Source organism: Brevibacillus sp. NRS-1366 (assembly GCF_050467985.1).
This window is the reverse complement of sequence record NZ_JBITPN010000015.1, coordinates 12964-28106: the sequence shown is the minus strand read 5'-3', so window position 1 is coordinate 28106 and position 15143 is coordinate 12964. Positions and strand designations below refer to the sequence as shown.

Sequence of the window (15143 nt, the reverse complement as noted above, 5' to 3'; positions counted from 1 at the left end):
GGACTTTTTAGACAGCCCCTTTTTGTTTGAACAAGTTTTTACCCAAACTTTTTGATAAGATAGAAAGCAAGGAAAAATCAGGAAGGGTGTTGAGCCATGCCAGACTGGTCGTATCGCACCTTATTTCGACCACTGCTCTTTCTCTTGCCTGCCGAGAAAGCACGCAAATTGACTTTGACCGCGATCGGAACATTAGCCAAGGTTCCAGGCGGACCGTTCATCATCGAATTGATGGGGCATATGAAGCCACCCATTGCCTTATCTCAACCGTTTGCTTCGCTCACTTTCCCAAGCCCTGTAGGACTGGGAGCGGGATTGGACATAGATAACCAAGCCACGGAAGCTCTTTCACGGTTTGGTTTTGGCTACATGGAGCTGGGACCTGTTACGTTGCAGCCCCTGCCAGCCTGTGGACAGGTGGTACGTGCCCAGGACCTCCAGGCGATTTCTTATTCCGATCCTCTGGCTAATCCCGGGATAGAGGCTCTCGTGGAACGATTGCAAAGCATGCGACTCGGCAACGTATCACTAGGAGCGAGACTAGCATGTCAACCAGATGCAGACATGCGGGAAGCTACAGAAGAACGAATAGAATTAATAAAGCGTTTAGACCGATTTTGTTCCTTCTTTACGCTGGATACTCGTCCTCTCCTCGGATCACCTCCTTGGGGTTTGGCTGAATGGCAACAGCATCTTGACTATTTACGAGCAGCTACCGATCGTCCACTCCTGTTAGCGATTCCACCAGGTCTGAGCGAGCAGGAAGCTCTGGATCTAGTTATGCCTGCCAGAGAAGCAGGACTTAACGGGCTGATCATAGCGGGAGGAATACGCCTGCAGCAAACCGGGATTTCAGATGATGAACTCTACATCACAGGTAAGCCCTCTTTTACCGGCGCCAAGCAATTGGTCACATGGTCGAGACAGATGTGGCCCGATTGCGTCATTATCGGTTCAGGGGGAATACAGGAGCCCGCAGATGCATTGGCATTTTTGGAATCCGGAGCTGATTTTATTCAATTGCACAGCGGCTTGGTTTACTCTGGTCCGGGCTTGCCAAAAAGGATCAACGAAGCGGTCTGGCAATCACGCTGTGCAGACTCCTCTCCCGATTCAGATGGGGATGGGTCAGACTCTGCCACACCTCCCGCACCAGCCCCCTGGATATTTCCATCATGGATGTGGGGTGTCTACTTGGGACTGGGGATGTTGATCGGCGGCGGACTGGCTTGGTTACTTGCCGCCACGAGTGTCATGCTCCCCTATGATGAACGCTTTTTAGGCGCCAAAGCAGAAGAACTGGCGCTATTAAATACCCAGCTCCTCCCATTTATGTCTCACGATCGCATTAGTTTGGCAGGTACTATGCTTTCCATTGGTGTGATATACTTCCAACTCGCTCGTCATGGTTTGCGAAGGGGGCTTCATTGGACTCGGTCCGTTTTACTCATCTCTGGTACAGTAGGCTTCGCCAGCTTCTTTTTATTTATTGGCTACGGTTATTTCGACTATTTACATGCAATCTTATCCTTTCTGCTGTTTCCTTTCTTTCTGCTGGCCGTACGAGAGCCTGCAAACAGGCAGTTATCACCACTACCACTCGATCTCTACAATCAACGCGAATGGAAGAATGCCTTGTGGGGACAGTTATCATTTGTCATCATCGGATGCGGTTTGACAGGGGCGGGCCTGATTATTTCCATCATCGGAGTAACAGGGGTATTCGTTCCTTCTGATCTCGTCTTCCTCTGCGTCTCTGCTGAAACCTTGCAAGCCTATAACGATCGACTAATTCCACTGATTGCTCATGATCGGGCCGGATTTGGTGGGGCTCTCGTTTCATGTGGTCTAGCCGTACTGCTACTTACCTTGTGGGGATTCAGACGGGGAGAGGGCTGGGTCTGGTGGACGTTATTCCTGGCTGGGATTCCTGGCTTTGTCTCTGGTATTGGCATTCATTATGCGGTTGGCTATGTGAATTTTCTTCACTTGCTTCCAGCCTTTGTAGCTGCTTTGCTATTTCTGATCGGTCTGGTGCTTGCACGACCGTTTTTACTCGAGACCAAATAACTTTTATCTAAACAAAAAAGCAGGCAACAAGGATTATAATAGTATCCTATTGCCTGCTTTTTTACTTATTTGTAAATACGAATGTTTATCTCGTCCATTTTTACCTTCGCAATCATCTTATCAAATAGATCTAAGTCTTTAAGGGCTTCTTTAACGGAAAGTGGAAACTCATTTGCCGTATTTGGGAAGAATACGAAAACAAATTTATTAAGATCAGTGTTTTGTATTTTTTCGTCAAATATTCCGTCTAACAACATGTTCTTCAACGAATACTCTTTGTAATCGCCTGGTTCCGGTTCAGGATCAGTTCCACCATTGTCATCATCATCTCGCGCACTACCGATTTCCATTGTGTACACATATGGCGTACTTTCACGAGTATCCACCCAAACGATGCGGTTTCCACCAAGACGCGCTTCGGTTACTTTCGCTTTATCGCTCCAGCGCAGATCTCCATACGAACCATCCTCTACGTCATACAGTTCGTCATAAAAATCTTTGGCACTTTGCGAAAGGCGATTATCTCTGAAGAAAACCATGTTCCGCGAAGCTTGTGGATTTTTTTGATCACGGTCTGTATAGCGCAACAGGGAACTTGTCTTATCGCGTCTGATGTTGTAATAAAATAAATCCCAGTTTGGTTTAGAACCGTCTGTATATTCGCTCCAGACGACAAAATCATCACCCAGTTTGGCTTCTTCTACTTGAACATTTTTACGGATTGTCGTTTCTCTGCCTCTGTTAATATCATACAAATAAATATTTGCTGATTTCGCTCCTTGTTCAAGGACATAAGAAACATAGCCATCATAAAGGTCAATGCTCAGAGGCTCACTTTTCAGCGAGGTAAGGCTCTCGTGCTTACCAGTTGAAAGGTCAGTCAGCATAAGCTCTGTTCGACGCCCTTCATTCAACCAAAGCAACTGATTGCCATCCAATTCGTACAGCTCATCACTCGGATCGTGTTTAGTGCCTCCATCAGTGATTTGTGTTTCTACACCTTTGCGAATATCGTAGGAAACGAGCGCATCCTTACTGTCATCATACCAGACGACATAATGGTTGCTCACGAGCGGGCGGCTGGGATCTGCCTTCGCTTTGCTGATGACTTTGCTCGTATTTACCTTTGTATCGTACAGGACTACAGAGTCTACCCTTTTCGCTCTGGAAATGTAGACCACATAACGGTCACTGCCGTCAGGTTGGCTTGGTTCTCCCGCTACATCACCCAAAGGTATCGTTTCTCTTTCATCGATGTCGTAAAGATTAAGGTGAAGCTTCTTATCGCTGTCTTTTTTCGCGTACATCACGTAGTTTCCATATACACGAGGTCCATTCCCTTTGAAAATAGAGCTCGCAATCTGTCTGCTAGAGGATTTGTTTGAATCGGCGCTTCTCAGATCCCCATCATCAACATACACGTAAGTGGTTTTATAATTATGTACGTCCTGTTTGTCACCGGAGCCTTCCGTTAATTGCTTGTTTCTTCCGGTGTCAATAGAGTAAACATAAATCTGGCTGTAGTCGGATGCCTGGTTCTCATACAAGATTTCGTCATTATAAATGGTTGGACGAACTTGAGCCCCACGTAAAGTTACCGCTGCCGTTTCCTCTTGGGCATCGATGTCGTAGTAGTAAATATCCGCGTTTCCTTCACGACTGTCTTCCCACGCAACATAGGAATCACTTACAGTAGGATGGGTTGCTTTTCCACTTGTCGTGACTTGTTCCTCTTCACCAGAAGAAATATTGTACAAGAAAATGTCAGTACCTTTTTTACTTTTATTCGACCAAACAATATTTTTTCCGGCAATTTCTACATCCTCGGCAGAACCTGAGCCATCCGTCACACGCGTTTCTTCGTTTTTGGAAATGTCATACATGTAAACATCTGAGCCACCATCTCGTGAATCAAGCCAAACGACATATTTCCCATCTACTTTGGGGCTTTTCTTGGTAGAGCTTTTGTTCCCAATCTTGGTCTCTGTATTTTTTTCAATGTCGTATAAGGTAATGGTATTCTCACCTTCATTAATCCAAACTGCATACTTCTCAGCAATGTCGAAACCGGCCTGTGAAATTTCCGGTTGGCTTTGGGAGAGCTTTACCTCTTTTCCACCAGATGCGAATGCCGGAGTCCCGCTCCACAGAGAGGTGACCAACACAGCAGCGGCCAACCAACTCTGCATGGGTTTTCGCTTCATGAAACAATTCCTCCTTTTGCAACAATTTATATACTTCTCCATTATCCCCCAACATGAAAAGGTTGTCAAAAAAAACAGGCCCTAAGTCTAGGCCTGGTAGCGTTTATCTTTCTTTTTCCTGTTTTTCAGTAGGACGGCAATCGCAGTTGCATACGGCATAAAGCGTTTTCACCTGATTACATTCAAAATGCTCAATGATGATTCCACAAGATTGGCACACAATTGTTCCCATCTATGTTCCCTCCGCATTCACTTGCCTAGGCAGTGTGTGATGGTCATATTATCGCTATATGTGATGATATATCCATATTAATATGACACACCATTAGGAGTCAATACGGTAATTACACATAATTATTAATTGATTAGTATGTCACATTTCGACTTTTTTTGTTCAACCATGTTCCTATCTGTTGTAATACTTGTTCACGTTCAGGCTCGTTCAGTATTTCATGGCGCAACCCAGGAAAAAGCTGAAATTCAGTGTCGGTACATATCTCTGTTGCGAACCGCTCCACTGCGTCCGCGTCTATGATTGAATCATCCCCCGCCTGCAATACAAGCAGCGGAATGCTTAGGTACTCTCTTTCCTCCCACGCTTGACCCATCGCACGATGCAACTCGTGAAACCACCGAACACTTACCTTTGGGTAATTCAGCGGATCACTCTGATAAGCTGCTTGCACTGCCTTATCGCGCGAGACCATATCTGCTGTAATTCCATTCGGTATGGCAAGTGTCGGCCACACACGATCCAGCCACTGGGCTAGCTGTGCTTTCCAAGCCGGTACTGCTAGCTTTAATTGCACACAAGGGGACGTCAGGATGAGTCCAGCCAGCTCCTGCCTTCGCTCGTAGTTTTGGACAAACCGCGTTGCAACGAGTCCGCCAAGGCTGTGCCCCATCACAAAAACAGGCTGATTCTCTTTTGCTTCAGCCAACGCCTCTTCTGCCCATCCTCGGACCGTCTCGACATACTGAGCAAATGAATCAATATGCCCCCTCGGCCCCGAGGAACGTCCCCATCCAGGCAAGTCGCCAGCATATACAGCCCACCCGTGTTGATTTAAAAAAGTGGCCACATGCTCATATCGCCCATAATGTTCTCCGGTTCCATGTACCAGTACGACGGCCCCTTTTTGATCGGAAGTAAGCCATTTATGCGTAACCATGATAATCTCTCCCATGTTACTTGCCCCGCGATCAGGACATGTAAAAACGAGCAGAAGAAGAACTTCTGCTCGCTACCTAATACTGATTTTCTTCAAGTGACAAGCTTGGCAAATATTCCTGGAAAAAGCTGGCAAGGGCCTCTGCTTGACTTTCTGAGCTCAGTCGAAATATCTTTTTGAGATACCCCGGGTTTATGGCGTCCTCTGAACTGAGAAGGGTAGATTGCCCCGTCTGCATACAGATCACCAACGGCTTCCCATAAAACTTGTTTGTAAATACAATACCAAAGTCGTGGCGAGTTCCCTCCGATACAAATCCGAGAAAACGTACATTGGCGTTCTCCGAAACGTCATATAAGTGGTCGTAATGCTCCATCAGCAATCCCTCCTCGTCTTCATTTGGTTCCCGAATACTTTTTGAGTAAATATTCGGAGTATTTATAAGTATACGCGAAAACCCCAGTTTTTGCTACCCGTTCCCCTTAACTTATTAAATGTTTCGGGTTCAGAACCCGGTCTTCGCCTTCTTGAATCCATCTCACTTTTTCCGCTCCGTGCAAGGATTGAGCGACAAATGAGAGACATTCAAAGAACAACTCCACTACCGCTGTACTGTAGCGTTCCTCCATTTTCTCCAATGCATACGTCAAACGAAAAATATCTGGAACACTCCGGCGGCTGGCCTCTAGAACTTCCTTCCCTTTTTGAGTCGGATAGACATGAACAACGCGTCCATCTAACTCCGATTTTTCGATGGTCACCATCCCTTTCTCCATCAATTTTTTAATATGAATGACGATAGAAGAGGGGTGCCAGAAGGTCCAGTCCGCGATTTGCGTAACGCGCACTCCTTCATAGCAGTAGATAATCCAGAGAATGTTTAGCTGTACAGAGGAATCTAACTCGGCTTCCTTTGCAGCCTTCTCCCAGTCTTCTTTGTTCACAACATCAATGGCGCGCATCGTGTTTAACGCTTCGAATACGTGTCTGATTGAGGCCTCCTGCATGGGTATATTCCTCCATGATCCTTGATCTTTCATTCTTCGACTATATAAACAGTAGTTATATTTTACACTTTTCAGAAAAGACGCGCAATTACTTTTACTGGCAAATTACCGGCATTGCCAAAGAGTGGAAGCAATGCTACACTAAACGCAAATATTTATCGGTATTAGGAGTGAGTTCAATCGTGAAACTGCAATCGGCCTACATCTATTTCGTAGAGGGCTCCACAGCCGCTCAAGCAAGTATTGACGACGTGAAAGCCAAGTTTACGCGATACATTGATATGACCTCCAAAACGGGTCAACAGCTTGGCTGGTCCTATGCGGATGCCGCCTTCCCTTACATACTTGAGGAACATCCGGAAGGTAAGGACTCCTGGTTCCTGCTAAAGGGAAAAGATCCGAATATGTACAAGGCGATTGTCGTAGGTGTCGGATCTACCGAAGAAAATGGGAAAGAAAAGCATTACATACAAATTTCTTTGCCACAGACAGCTACCCACGGGGACAAAAACAAGGCAAATGAGTATTGCCGTTATCTGGCCCGCGACTTCAAAGCTGAGCTCCATCTGTTCAACAAACGCATTCAGTATTTTCAGCCACGCAAGCCATAAGCATGAAGACAAAAAACTCTTCCCAAGGCCTTCTCATGGGGGAGCGACTTTTAGTGGAAGATTTACAGCAGCCGAAATCGGTCGGCTGTTTTTTCATTTTATCCCCTCTTTGCAATCTTTCTCATAGAAATACACAGTATTGATTACAAGGAAAGTGGGGACTTTCATGGAAGCACAAGCTTTTATTGATTTGGTTGCAGGCTCCGCGAGACAGTCGTTCTTGACATATCACCTGTTTCCGTCGGTTACAATCGCCCAAGCCATTCTGGAATCCGGCTGGGGAAAAAAAGTACCTGTAGACCCGGCAACAGGTCGTTCCTCCTACAATCTATTTGGGATCAAGGGAGCCGGAGTGGCTGGTTCTGTCAAGATAGTAAGCAACGAAGTAGAGCAAGGACAGGTCGTACCGCGGACATCGGAATTCAAAGCGTACTACAACTATCAGCAATCCATCGACGATCACGCCCAATTCCTGTTAAAGCCAGCCTACAAAAGAGTCGTTACTGCTGCAACTCCCTATGAAGCCGCACAGGCCCTCTCGAAAGCCGGGTACGCCACCGACCCAGAGTACGCGACAAAGCTGACTCGCCTCATCGACACCTACAACTTGACGCAGTACGATCAATTCACAACGGAAGAGCCCTCTTTCTATCCAGCATGGAAACTGGATCTGGGCAAACGGGCATTGAAAGAGGGGCTCATAACCTCACCCGAATGGCTAAGCAAGCTGGATGAACCCATGCCCGTCTGGGCCGTGCTTGCCGTCGCACTCCGCTTGCTAGACAAACAACGTCAAGCCCCATAACGATGTAACAACCCATAATCCCGTTCTGGCAAGGTACACGAGATGATGATACTATTACGGAATATCAGGTGAGATGATGTGCAGGATACAGAGAAAGACCCTCCAGTGGAGAGTCTTTCTTTTTCATGGAAAAACGCTTAAGGGTAGACGAGGCCATAGCTTAAACCTTCTGAGATACATAGACAATTATCGGTCAAGAAGAAGCAGCTTCCTCGAATCGAAGCCGATTAACATGAGCACGTTGATCAAATCATTTGAGATCTCGATAGCGAATAAAACCTTCCGTCCACCATCCGAATGCCCAGATCTACGCAATATTCCAGTCCTTGCGTCACTCCGTACAATATCCACTCGGAAGAACGGTGGTTGATATCAAAATCAGTGTAAAGGTCAGAGCCATCATCGCGGATCTCTTTGCGGTCAGTCACATCGAAAAGGCGTAGGACAAATGGCAGCTCGGCAAACGGGATAGCAAACTTTTTCTCTACCTCCTGCTCGAACTCCTTCGTCATGTTCCACTCTGCCTGGATGGATTGTTCATCTTTCCAAGCAATGCATATACTCGGGCCTTCTACGTCTGTGGATGACCGCGGGGGATTTGTCTCCATTCGCTCCCATCGTTCCTTTCTTTCATGTACTTGCTGTAACCATAATATATTGGCTTTTCCATCTATTATACCATGGGAACGAGCTATGTGGAAACGCATCCAAGCCTATATTTTTACGTATAGGAATGTTTAGTGCCTCACAGTATAAAACATCCTTGTTTAAACTTTCCGGTACGCATAAAAACCTTCCGCTAAAACGCGGTCGCTCCTCGGTGAGCAAGCTTCGATAGTGGTTTTTTTACCGCCCAACTGTAAATGAGTTTTCTCCAACAACCACGTACGATTTGAACTTGTCAGACTTCATTTGGACTTGAATCTTGTATGTGCCATAGCTTTCCAGCTTTGTGGAAACGAATGGCTCAGAGAAGTAAAAGCTATTGGCATTTTGTGTGGAGTATTTCCATTCCTTCCCTTTGTCGACTTCCTTGCCATCTGGTGCAATCAATACTAGCTGCATTCTCAGATCCTTGGCTACGGGAGCATCATCCACTTCGACAAAGACGTTGAAAGTTCGCGGAACGTTTTTATCGCTATATCCTTTAACCGGATTGCTAAATACCACGTTTTTATTTCGTGTCTGCTGAATGCCTTCGACAATCAACAGATTCACATTGGGTTTGACGATGTCCATTTTGCCCGATTGTTGATCATATTCAACAAAGCCACCCAGCTTGTTGACCAGCTCTTCCACCGATTCTGCGTTTGAGAGAGGCATGTTGCTTCCCACCCGTTCTCCACTCAGAAAAACGTGCATTGCACCTTCCCCCAAGGCGGTGGCCGTTCCCACACCTGCTACAGTCAACGCCAACAAGGCCGACAACCATGCTTTTTTCATGTCATAATCCTCCTGTATGTTTGCGCTGCAGCGCTTGTTATTCCGAATTTTCTTCTCTCTACTTTATACGCCTAAACAAGCAAATAGTTGTGGTCCAGCCGTAAGTTTTTTCAACAATATCCACACTATCCACAAGTGCTTCATTACCAGGAAGAAAGACTTATTCACAACAGTTGTTAATAACTACTTACTACCCTTGACTCGTCCGCAGCTTAATGACATAGTTGCAACAAAAAAAAGAGCAGCTCCTTACAAAGCCGCTCTTGCCCATCAGTATTCGAATTATGACTGCTCAGAAAACCAGGTGAAATAACGGGAGACCAGTCGAATAGCGACCGCAATTGCTTCTTCACTCGGCTCGATCTTGGAGTGGTGCAAACCGTACGGAGTATGAACCCCCAGCCAAAATAATAGCCCGGGGATCTCTTTCAAAAAGTAGCCGAAGTCTTCACCTGTCATCGCTTCCTTGCAATGAATGAGGGTAACATCCTCGCACTCTTTTTGCACCCAATCCATGAAGTCCTTTGTCAGTTCCTCATTGTTATACACCTGGCAGTACCCGCAACCGTAATCAATCGTTGCAAAGCATTCGAAGCCTGCTTCCACGCCTTTTACCAAGGCTTCAATGCGACTTTTGACAAGTGCCATCGATTCCATGGAAAAAGTCCGAATCGTTCCTTCCAGCCGCGCTTTTTCTGCAATGATGTTTTGCTTCGTTCCGCCTTCGATCTTGCCGACTGTAATCACAGCAGAATCGAGTGGATCAATATTGCGGGCGACAACCGATTGGAGCTGTGTCACCAAATGACTGCCAGCAACCACCATATCGTTGGACTTGTGCGGAAAAGCAGCATGACCACCTTTTCCGACCAAATCAATAAATAATTCCGATGTGTTGGCAAATAAAATCCCTGGTTTCGTAGCAATGTGTCCAACCGGATATTCCGGCGCGATGTGGAGAGCAAAAATGTAGTCTGGTCGCCAGAGGGCGAATTCCTCGCTCCCCATCATTGGCTCAGCACCACCTGGACCTTCTTCTGCTGGTTGAAAAAGAAACAACAGGTCATCAGCAATCGGAGTATGGACAAAATGCGTTAAAAGTCCAAGTGCAATTGCCATATGCATATCGTGACCACAGGCATGCATGTAGCCTTCATGAAGTGATCGGAACGGATAAGAGGTCTCTTCTACGATCGGCAATCCATCCATATCGGTCCGCCAGGCAATCGTTCGTTTGGGAGCGGTACCTGCAATCCTGACGAGAATACCCGTACGCCAAAGCTTTATCGAAAGACGCTCTTGTGGGAGCGACTCCAGATAATCGAGTACATACTTTTGCGTCTTTACTTCTTGAAAGCCTGGCTCCGGAATTTGATGCAAGTCACGGCGTATCTGAGTAAATGTGAAAGTCTCCATCCCTTACGCCTCCTCCCGAATACCAGAGAGAGCAGTTAGATGACGAGTAAAAACGTCCAGAAAACGATCGACATCTGCTTTCGTAAGGGTCAGCGGCGGCAGCAGCCGAACGATCGTCTTTTGTGTCACGTCGACGAGAACACCTTCTTCGAGCAACTGTTGCTGTAAATGACTTGCCTCTTCTGGCGTTACACTAAGTGGAATCCCGACCATCATGCCTTTGCCGCGCAGTTCTTGCAACTGCTCACCAAGACGCTTCCGAAGCCCCTCCAGCTCATTCCAGAGGTAGTCGATCACTTCATCAACACTTGCCGCAAATGCAGGGTCTAAGAGCTCATCCATAACGGCATTCCCCAATGCGGCGGAAAGCGGTGAGGGAGCAAAGGTCGTTCCGTGATCGCCCGGTTTAAACTGATTCATGAGTTTTGGCCCGGCAATTACGCCACCAAGCGGTAAACCTCCGCCTACCCCTTTTGCAAACAAAATCAGGTCAGGCGTCACGTCAGTATGCTGATAAGCAAAAAGCTTCCCCGTACGTCCCATACCTGTCTGGATCTCGTCCATGGCAAACAGCATGCCTTCTTCCTGGCAGATCGCTGATACATCTTGCAGGAAAGTCTCCGAAAGTGGAAGCACACCGCCAGATCCAAGCACAGGCTCCATCAATACAGCAGCTGGCTTTACCTTCTGGCAAAGAGCCCGCAGTCCAGCCGTATCCTCTGCATCCAGCTCAAAGACAGAAAAAGCGGGCTGCGGGAAATCTTGATAGACATGTGCTTGTCTGGTCAAACGAACAGCCCCCAGTGTCCGACCGTGAAAGCTGTTACGAAGGACAACAATTCCCTCGCGTCCCGCTCCCTCGGTTTTTGTCCACTTGTGGATCAGTTTGATCGCAGCTTCTGTCGCCTCGGCCCCGGAGTTGGTAAAAAACACCTTGCCGGGGATCGTATGCTCGACCAGACGCTGCGCAAGACGAATGGCAGGCTGATTGAGAAAGACATTCGAAATGTGCAAAAACTGTTCCCCTTGCTCACGAAGGGCCTTTAGAATACGTGGATGAGAATGACCAAGCACATTCACGGCGAGTCCAGTAAACAAATCCAGATACTTTTTGCCATCTGTATCGTACAGGTAGTTGCCTTCTCCTTTGACGATAGCAATTGGCAAACGTTTGTACGTGGAGACGATATATTGTTCATCAAGCGAACGCCAATCCATGACCACACTCTCCCTTTAGAGCTGACGTAGTTCCTGTTTGATTTCTGTCTTGGAGCGAGTCTTGTCGTCGATTTGCTTGATAACACGCGCCGGCGTACCTGCAACTACTACATAAGGCGGTACGTCTTCGATTACTACGGCACCTGCTGCTACAACAGAACCTTTTCCTACACGAACACCTTCGAGAACGACAGCGTTGGCACCAATCACTACATCATCCTCGATCACAACAGGCTGTGCGGATGGTGGTTCGATAACACCGGCAATGACGGAACCCGCGCCGATGTGGCAGTTTTTGCCAATCGTTCCGCGTCCGCCAACTACTACATTCATATCAATCATCGTACCTTCGCCGATAACTGCACCGATATTAATCGAAGCACCCATCATAATAACAGCGTTGTTCCCAATCGTTACTTGGTCGCGAATGATTGCACCTGGCTCAATACGAGCTTGGATACCCTTGGTGTCCAAAAGCGGAATGGCAGAATTGCGGCGGTCGTTTTCTACCACATAGTCTTCGATCTTTTCAGCATGCTGCGCGAGTACAGGCTCGATTTCTTTCCACTCGCCAAATACGACACCTGTTCCTCCAGTAATAAATGCCTTTGCATTTGCTCCGAAGTCGATCCCTTCCAGATTACCCTTTACGTATACCTTTACTGGTGTTTTCTTTTCGCTTTTTTGAATAAACGCAATGATTTCGTTAGCATCCATCATGTTCACAGGTGAGTCCTCCTTTTAATTAAGAAACAAATAAATGAACCTCTGCACAAGGCCTGCTCACGGAGCAGCTCCGCAATTTGCGAATGATTTTTATCGCTTTTGGAAAGTAGAATTTCCTCCACGTAAAAAAAGCAATGAGTGCATTCGCTATCTCATTGCTTTCGATACTCCGCAAGCAAATCGTAAATAGCGCTCCACAAAAGGCTGACACCTTTCATGACAGGATGATCATTATTCACGAGCCACCCCAACCATTGCTATTCAGGGGAACAGCAGCAGCTTCGGCGCTTTAGCCTTTCCGTCTTTTCCCGTCCCCTACGGATATCGAAAAGATGTACTCTTCCTCGGCGCACCTCTATTTAGACCTTACTATGATAATTTCATTTAACTCTACCAAAATCAATCCGTTGTGGCAACTGCTTTGTGAAAACGAATATTTCATTGACAATGAGAATCATTTTCATCATTTTGTTTACGAGAATGATTTTCATTTCCTAAACTTGGAGGGGTGCGTTTTATGAATATTCTGGTTATTTACGCAAGCATGTCTGGAAATACACAAGAAATGGCTGAGGCTATCGCAGATGGTATCCGCTCTACTGGTGCTGCGCTAGTGATAAAAGAAATAATGGATACCCATGCAAAGGAACTTGAGTTATATGATGGGATCGCGCTCGGGGCTTATACGTGGGGCGATGGGGAGCTCCCAGACGAATGCCTGGATTTCTATGAAGAAATGAATGAAATTGATCTGAGCGCAAAAAAAGTCATCGTATTTGGCTCGTGCGATTCTGCTTATGAGCATGTCGGCGCGGCTGTTGACATTCTTCTGGAGAAAGCCCGTGAGCGTGGAGCCGAGACCCCGCTGGAGGGCCTGAAAATCGAGCTTACCCCTACCGCCAAAGAAGTAGAGACGTGCAAAGTATATGGTGTTTCTTTTGCGGAGCTTTTGGAAGTGTCTAGTTCGTAATTTTTTTGTTAATTACGCCTTTTCTAAAGAAGAGGATCATGATACACTATCGATCCACCAATTTACTTAAAGAGGATGTTCAAAAAGGATTGAACAAATCTCTTAAGGAGGATCGTGCGATGTCATTACATACGGATATGATTTATTTGCGCCCTCTTGAGCTGCAAGATGCAGCCAAGCTGCTAGAGCTTCGGCTGCGCAACCAAGACTTTCTAGCCCCTTTTGAGCCGATTCGCCCTGCCTCTCATCTGACACTGGAAGGTCAACAGCAACAGGTGGCCGATGCCGTGCGAGACTTCGAGGCTGGTACTGGCTTTGCTTTTGGCGTCTTTCTTTCCAAAAAAGATGAAATGATCGGGCGTGTCGCTTTGTCCAATGTCGCTCGCGGTGCTTGGCAGAATGCAACACTCGGCTACTTTATGGACAAAGATTGCAACGGAAAAGGCTATACCACATCTGCCGTAAATCTGGCTCTGCAATATGCCTTCTCGGATGCCAATCTACATCGGGTACAGGCAGCAGTGATGCCACGTAATCTTGCTTCGATTCGCGTGTTGGAAAAAAACGGATTCCGCCACGAGGGGTTGTCTCTGCGGTACTTGCAAATTTACGGCAAATGGGAAGATCATATTATCTTTGCCATTACTGCCGAAGACCGAGAGCGATTAAACCTCGTGACCATCTGATTGACGCAACCGCTCCAGGATTCGCCTTTTTTGGTACAGCATCATGCCAGCATGGGCGACATCCTGAACGGTTGAACGATTAATATACGCCCCGAACAAAATGCCTGCGATTGGCACCAATTGGAACAGTTTTTTCCACCCAAAATTCTCGGTGTAGGTCACGACTACTTCTCTCCAGCCCTGTAATTGGGCAATGACATCTTTTTCAGTAGCAGGATCGTCAAAGCGGGACAGCTCATCTAAAATCGCCTTTTTTCCCACTATATCAGACGAGGCAAATTGGAGGCACTTGACTACAAAGAGACGCTCTCGTTTTTCCTCAGGACGATAGCCATAGCTAAGCGCCATTTCTTGCAGAACCTTAAGTGATGTACCTAATAAGAGTGGTATATCCAGGGCTAATGTAAAAATGCCGCCAATGCCTGTAGTGGCACCTTGTACCGTTGCAAACGCCGCCCTTGACTCAGTAAGCTCGTTTGCTACTGAATTCATCTCAGCGAGCGGTAATTTGGCAATATCTTCTTTGCCGAAAAGTGCTTCTTTCCGTTCTGGTTTCCGGCTGCGAAAACGGCTGTAGACTGCCTCATCCGACACTAAATAGGTTCCACCGGTTTCAAGGAAGGCAGCCATTTCATCGACGGCTGTTCCAAGCTTTTCCCGCACAAACTTTGGCGTCATTTTATCCAGGAGGACAAACGGTAGCCTCCCCAGCTTTTCCCAAAACCACAAATCCTTCTGTTCCTTTTCCCATCGCTCCACTTCACGCAAAGCTTGCAGTAAAGACTCCCTAGACTCCATCCACCGTGCCCCTTTCC

The 15143-nt window shown here is 46.8% G+C and carries 16 protein-coding genes and 1 riboswitch; of the genes, 5 read left to right on the top strand and 11 right to left on the bottom strand.

Annotated features, from left to right (window positions below; all coding sequences use genetic code 11):
* The first annotated feature begins 96 nt into the window (after positions 1-96).
* Positions 97-2070: a dihydroorotate dehydrogenase gene (locus ACIFQN_RS07950; protein WP_429832485.1), complete on the top strand. Its 1974-nt coding sequence runs from the start codon at positions 97-99 to the stop codon at positions 2068-2070.
* 65 nt (positions 2071-2135) lie between these two features.
* On the opposite strand, the gene ACIFQN_RS07945 is transcribed toward ACIFQN_RS07950, so the two are convergent.
* From ACIFQN_RS07945 to ACIFQN_RS07925, 5 genes are all read right to left on the bottom strand, one after another.
* Positions 2136-4274 carry a hypothetical protein gene (locus tag ACIFQN_RS07945; protein WP_429832484.1) on the bottom strand — a complete coding sequence of 713 codons (2139 nt, stop codon included), beginning with the start codon at positions 4272-4274 and terminating at the stop codon, positions 2136-2138.
* Between the two features lie 103 nt (positions 4275-4377).
* The gene (locus ACIFQN_RS07940) at positions 4378-4506 is read right to left on the bottom strand and encodes a GapA-binding peptide SR1P (RefSeq protein WP_429832483.1); all 129 of its coding nucleotides are present in this window, start codon (positions 4504-4506) and stop codon (positions 4378-4380) included.
* A gap of 133 nt (positions 4507-4639) precedes the next feature.
* The gene (locus ACIFQN_RS07935) at positions 4640-5446 is read right to left on the bottom strand and encodes a lysophospholipase (protein ID WP_429832482.1); all 807 of its coding nucleotides are present in this window, start codon (positions 5444-5446) and stop codon (positions 4640-4642) included.
* Between the two features lie 76 nt (positions 5447-5522).
* Complete coding sequence (locus tag ACIFQN_RS07930; RefSeq protein ID WP_429832481.1) at positions 5523-5822, bottom strand: DUF3055 domain-containing protein; 300 nt, start codon at positions 5820-5822, stop codon at positions 5523-5525.
* Between the two features lie 106 nt (positions 5823-5928).
* Positions 5929-6453 (bottom strand): MarR family winged helix-turn-helix transcriptional regulator, encoded by a 525-nt coding sequence (locus ACIFQN_RS07925; RefSeq protein WP_429832480.1) that lies wholly within the window; start codon positions 6451-6453, stop codon positions 5929-5931.
* Between the two features lie 182 nt (positions 6454-6635).
* On the opposite strand from ACIFQN_RS07925, the gene ACIFQN_RS07920 reads away from it, so the two are divergent.
* Both ACIFQN_RS07920 and ACIFQN_RS07915 read left to right on the top strand, forming a co-directional pair.
* Positions 6636-7064: a DUF1885 family protein gene (locus ACIFQN_RS07920; RefSeq protein WP_429832479.1), complete on the top strand. Its 429-nt coding sequence runs from the start codon at positions 6636-6638 to the stop codon at positions 7062-7064.
* A gap of 166 nt (positions 7065-7230) precedes the next feature.
* Positions 7231-7869, top strand: coding sequence for a glycoside hydrolase family 73 protein (locus tag ACIFQN_RS07915; RefSeq protein ID WP_429832478.1), 639 nt, complete (start codon positions 7231-7233; stop codon positions 7867-7869).
* Positions 7870-8114: 245 nt separating this feature from the next.
* Here ACIFQN_RS07915 and ACIFQN_RS07910 read toward each other — a convergent pair whose 3' ends face one another.
* The 5 genes from ACIFQN_RS07910 to dapD all read right to left on the bottom strand — a co-directional run bounded on the left by ACIFQN_RS07910 (position 8115) and on the right by dapD (position 12672).
* Positions 8115-8477, bottom strand: a complete 363-nt coding sequence (locus ACIFQN_RS07910) for a DUF4912 domain-containing protein (RefSeq protein WP_429832477.1) — start codon at positions 8475-8477, stop codon at positions 8115-8117.
* Between the two features lie 238 nt (positions 8478-8715).
* Positions 8716-9312 carry a hypothetical protein gene (locus ACIFQN_RS07905; RefSeq protein WP_429832476.1) on the bottom strand — a complete coding sequence of 199 codons (597 nt, stop codon included), beginning with the start codon at positions 9310-9312 and terminating at the stop codon, positions 8716-8718.
* A gap of 282 nt (positions 9313-9594) precedes the next feature.
* Positions 9595-10728: an N-acetyldiaminopimelate deacetylase gene (locus ACIFQN_RS07900; RefSeq protein WP_429832475.1), complete on the bottom strand. Its 1134-nt coding sequence runs from the start codon at positions 10726-10728 to the stop codon at positions 9595-9597.
* A gap of 3 nt (positions 10729-10731) precedes the next feature.
* Positions 10732-11946: an aspartate aminotransferase family protein gene (locus ACIFQN_RS07895; protein WP_429832474.1), complete on the bottom strand. Its 1215-nt coding sequence runs from the start codon at positions 11944-11946 to the stop codon at positions 10732-10734.
* Positions 11947-11961: 15 nt separating this feature from the next.
* Positions 11962-12672 carry a 2,3,4,5-tetrahydropyridine-2,6-dicarboxylate N-acetyltransferase gene (gene dapD, locus ACIFQN_RS07890; protein WP_429832472.1) on the bottom strand — a complete coding sequence of 237 codons (711 nt, stop codon included), beginning with the start codon at positions 12670-12672 and terminating at the stop codon, positions 11962-11964.
* 179 nt (positions 12673-12851) lie between these two features.
* Positions 12852-13038, bottom strand: a riboswitch (Lysine riboswitch).
* Between the two features lie 151 nt (positions 13039-13189).
* Here dapD and ACIFQN_RS07885 point away from each other — a divergent pair.
* Positions 13190-13642, top strand: a complete 453-nt coding sequence (locus tag ACIFQN_RS07885) for a flavodoxin (protein ID WP_429832471.1) — start codon at positions 13190-13192, stop codon at positions 13640-13642.
* Positions 13643-13761: 119 nt separating this feature from the next.
* A complete protein-coding gene (locus tag ACIFQN_RS07880; RefSeq protein WP_429832470.1) occupies positions 13762-14328 on the top strand; it encodes a GNAT family N-acetyltransferase in 567 nt (188 codons plus the stop codon).
* On the opposite strand, the gene ACIFQN_RS07875 is transcribed toward ACIFQN_RS07880, so the two are convergent.
* A complete protein-coding gene (locus tag ACIFQN_RS07875; RefSeq protein WP_429832469.1) occupies positions 14308-15126 on the bottom strand; it encodes an EcsC family protein in 819 nt (272 codons plus the stop codon). The two genes, ACIFQN_RS07880 and ACIFQN_RS07875, sit on opposite strands and share 21 nt — an antisense overlap.
* Between the last annotated feature and the right edge of the window lie 17 nt (positions 15127-15143).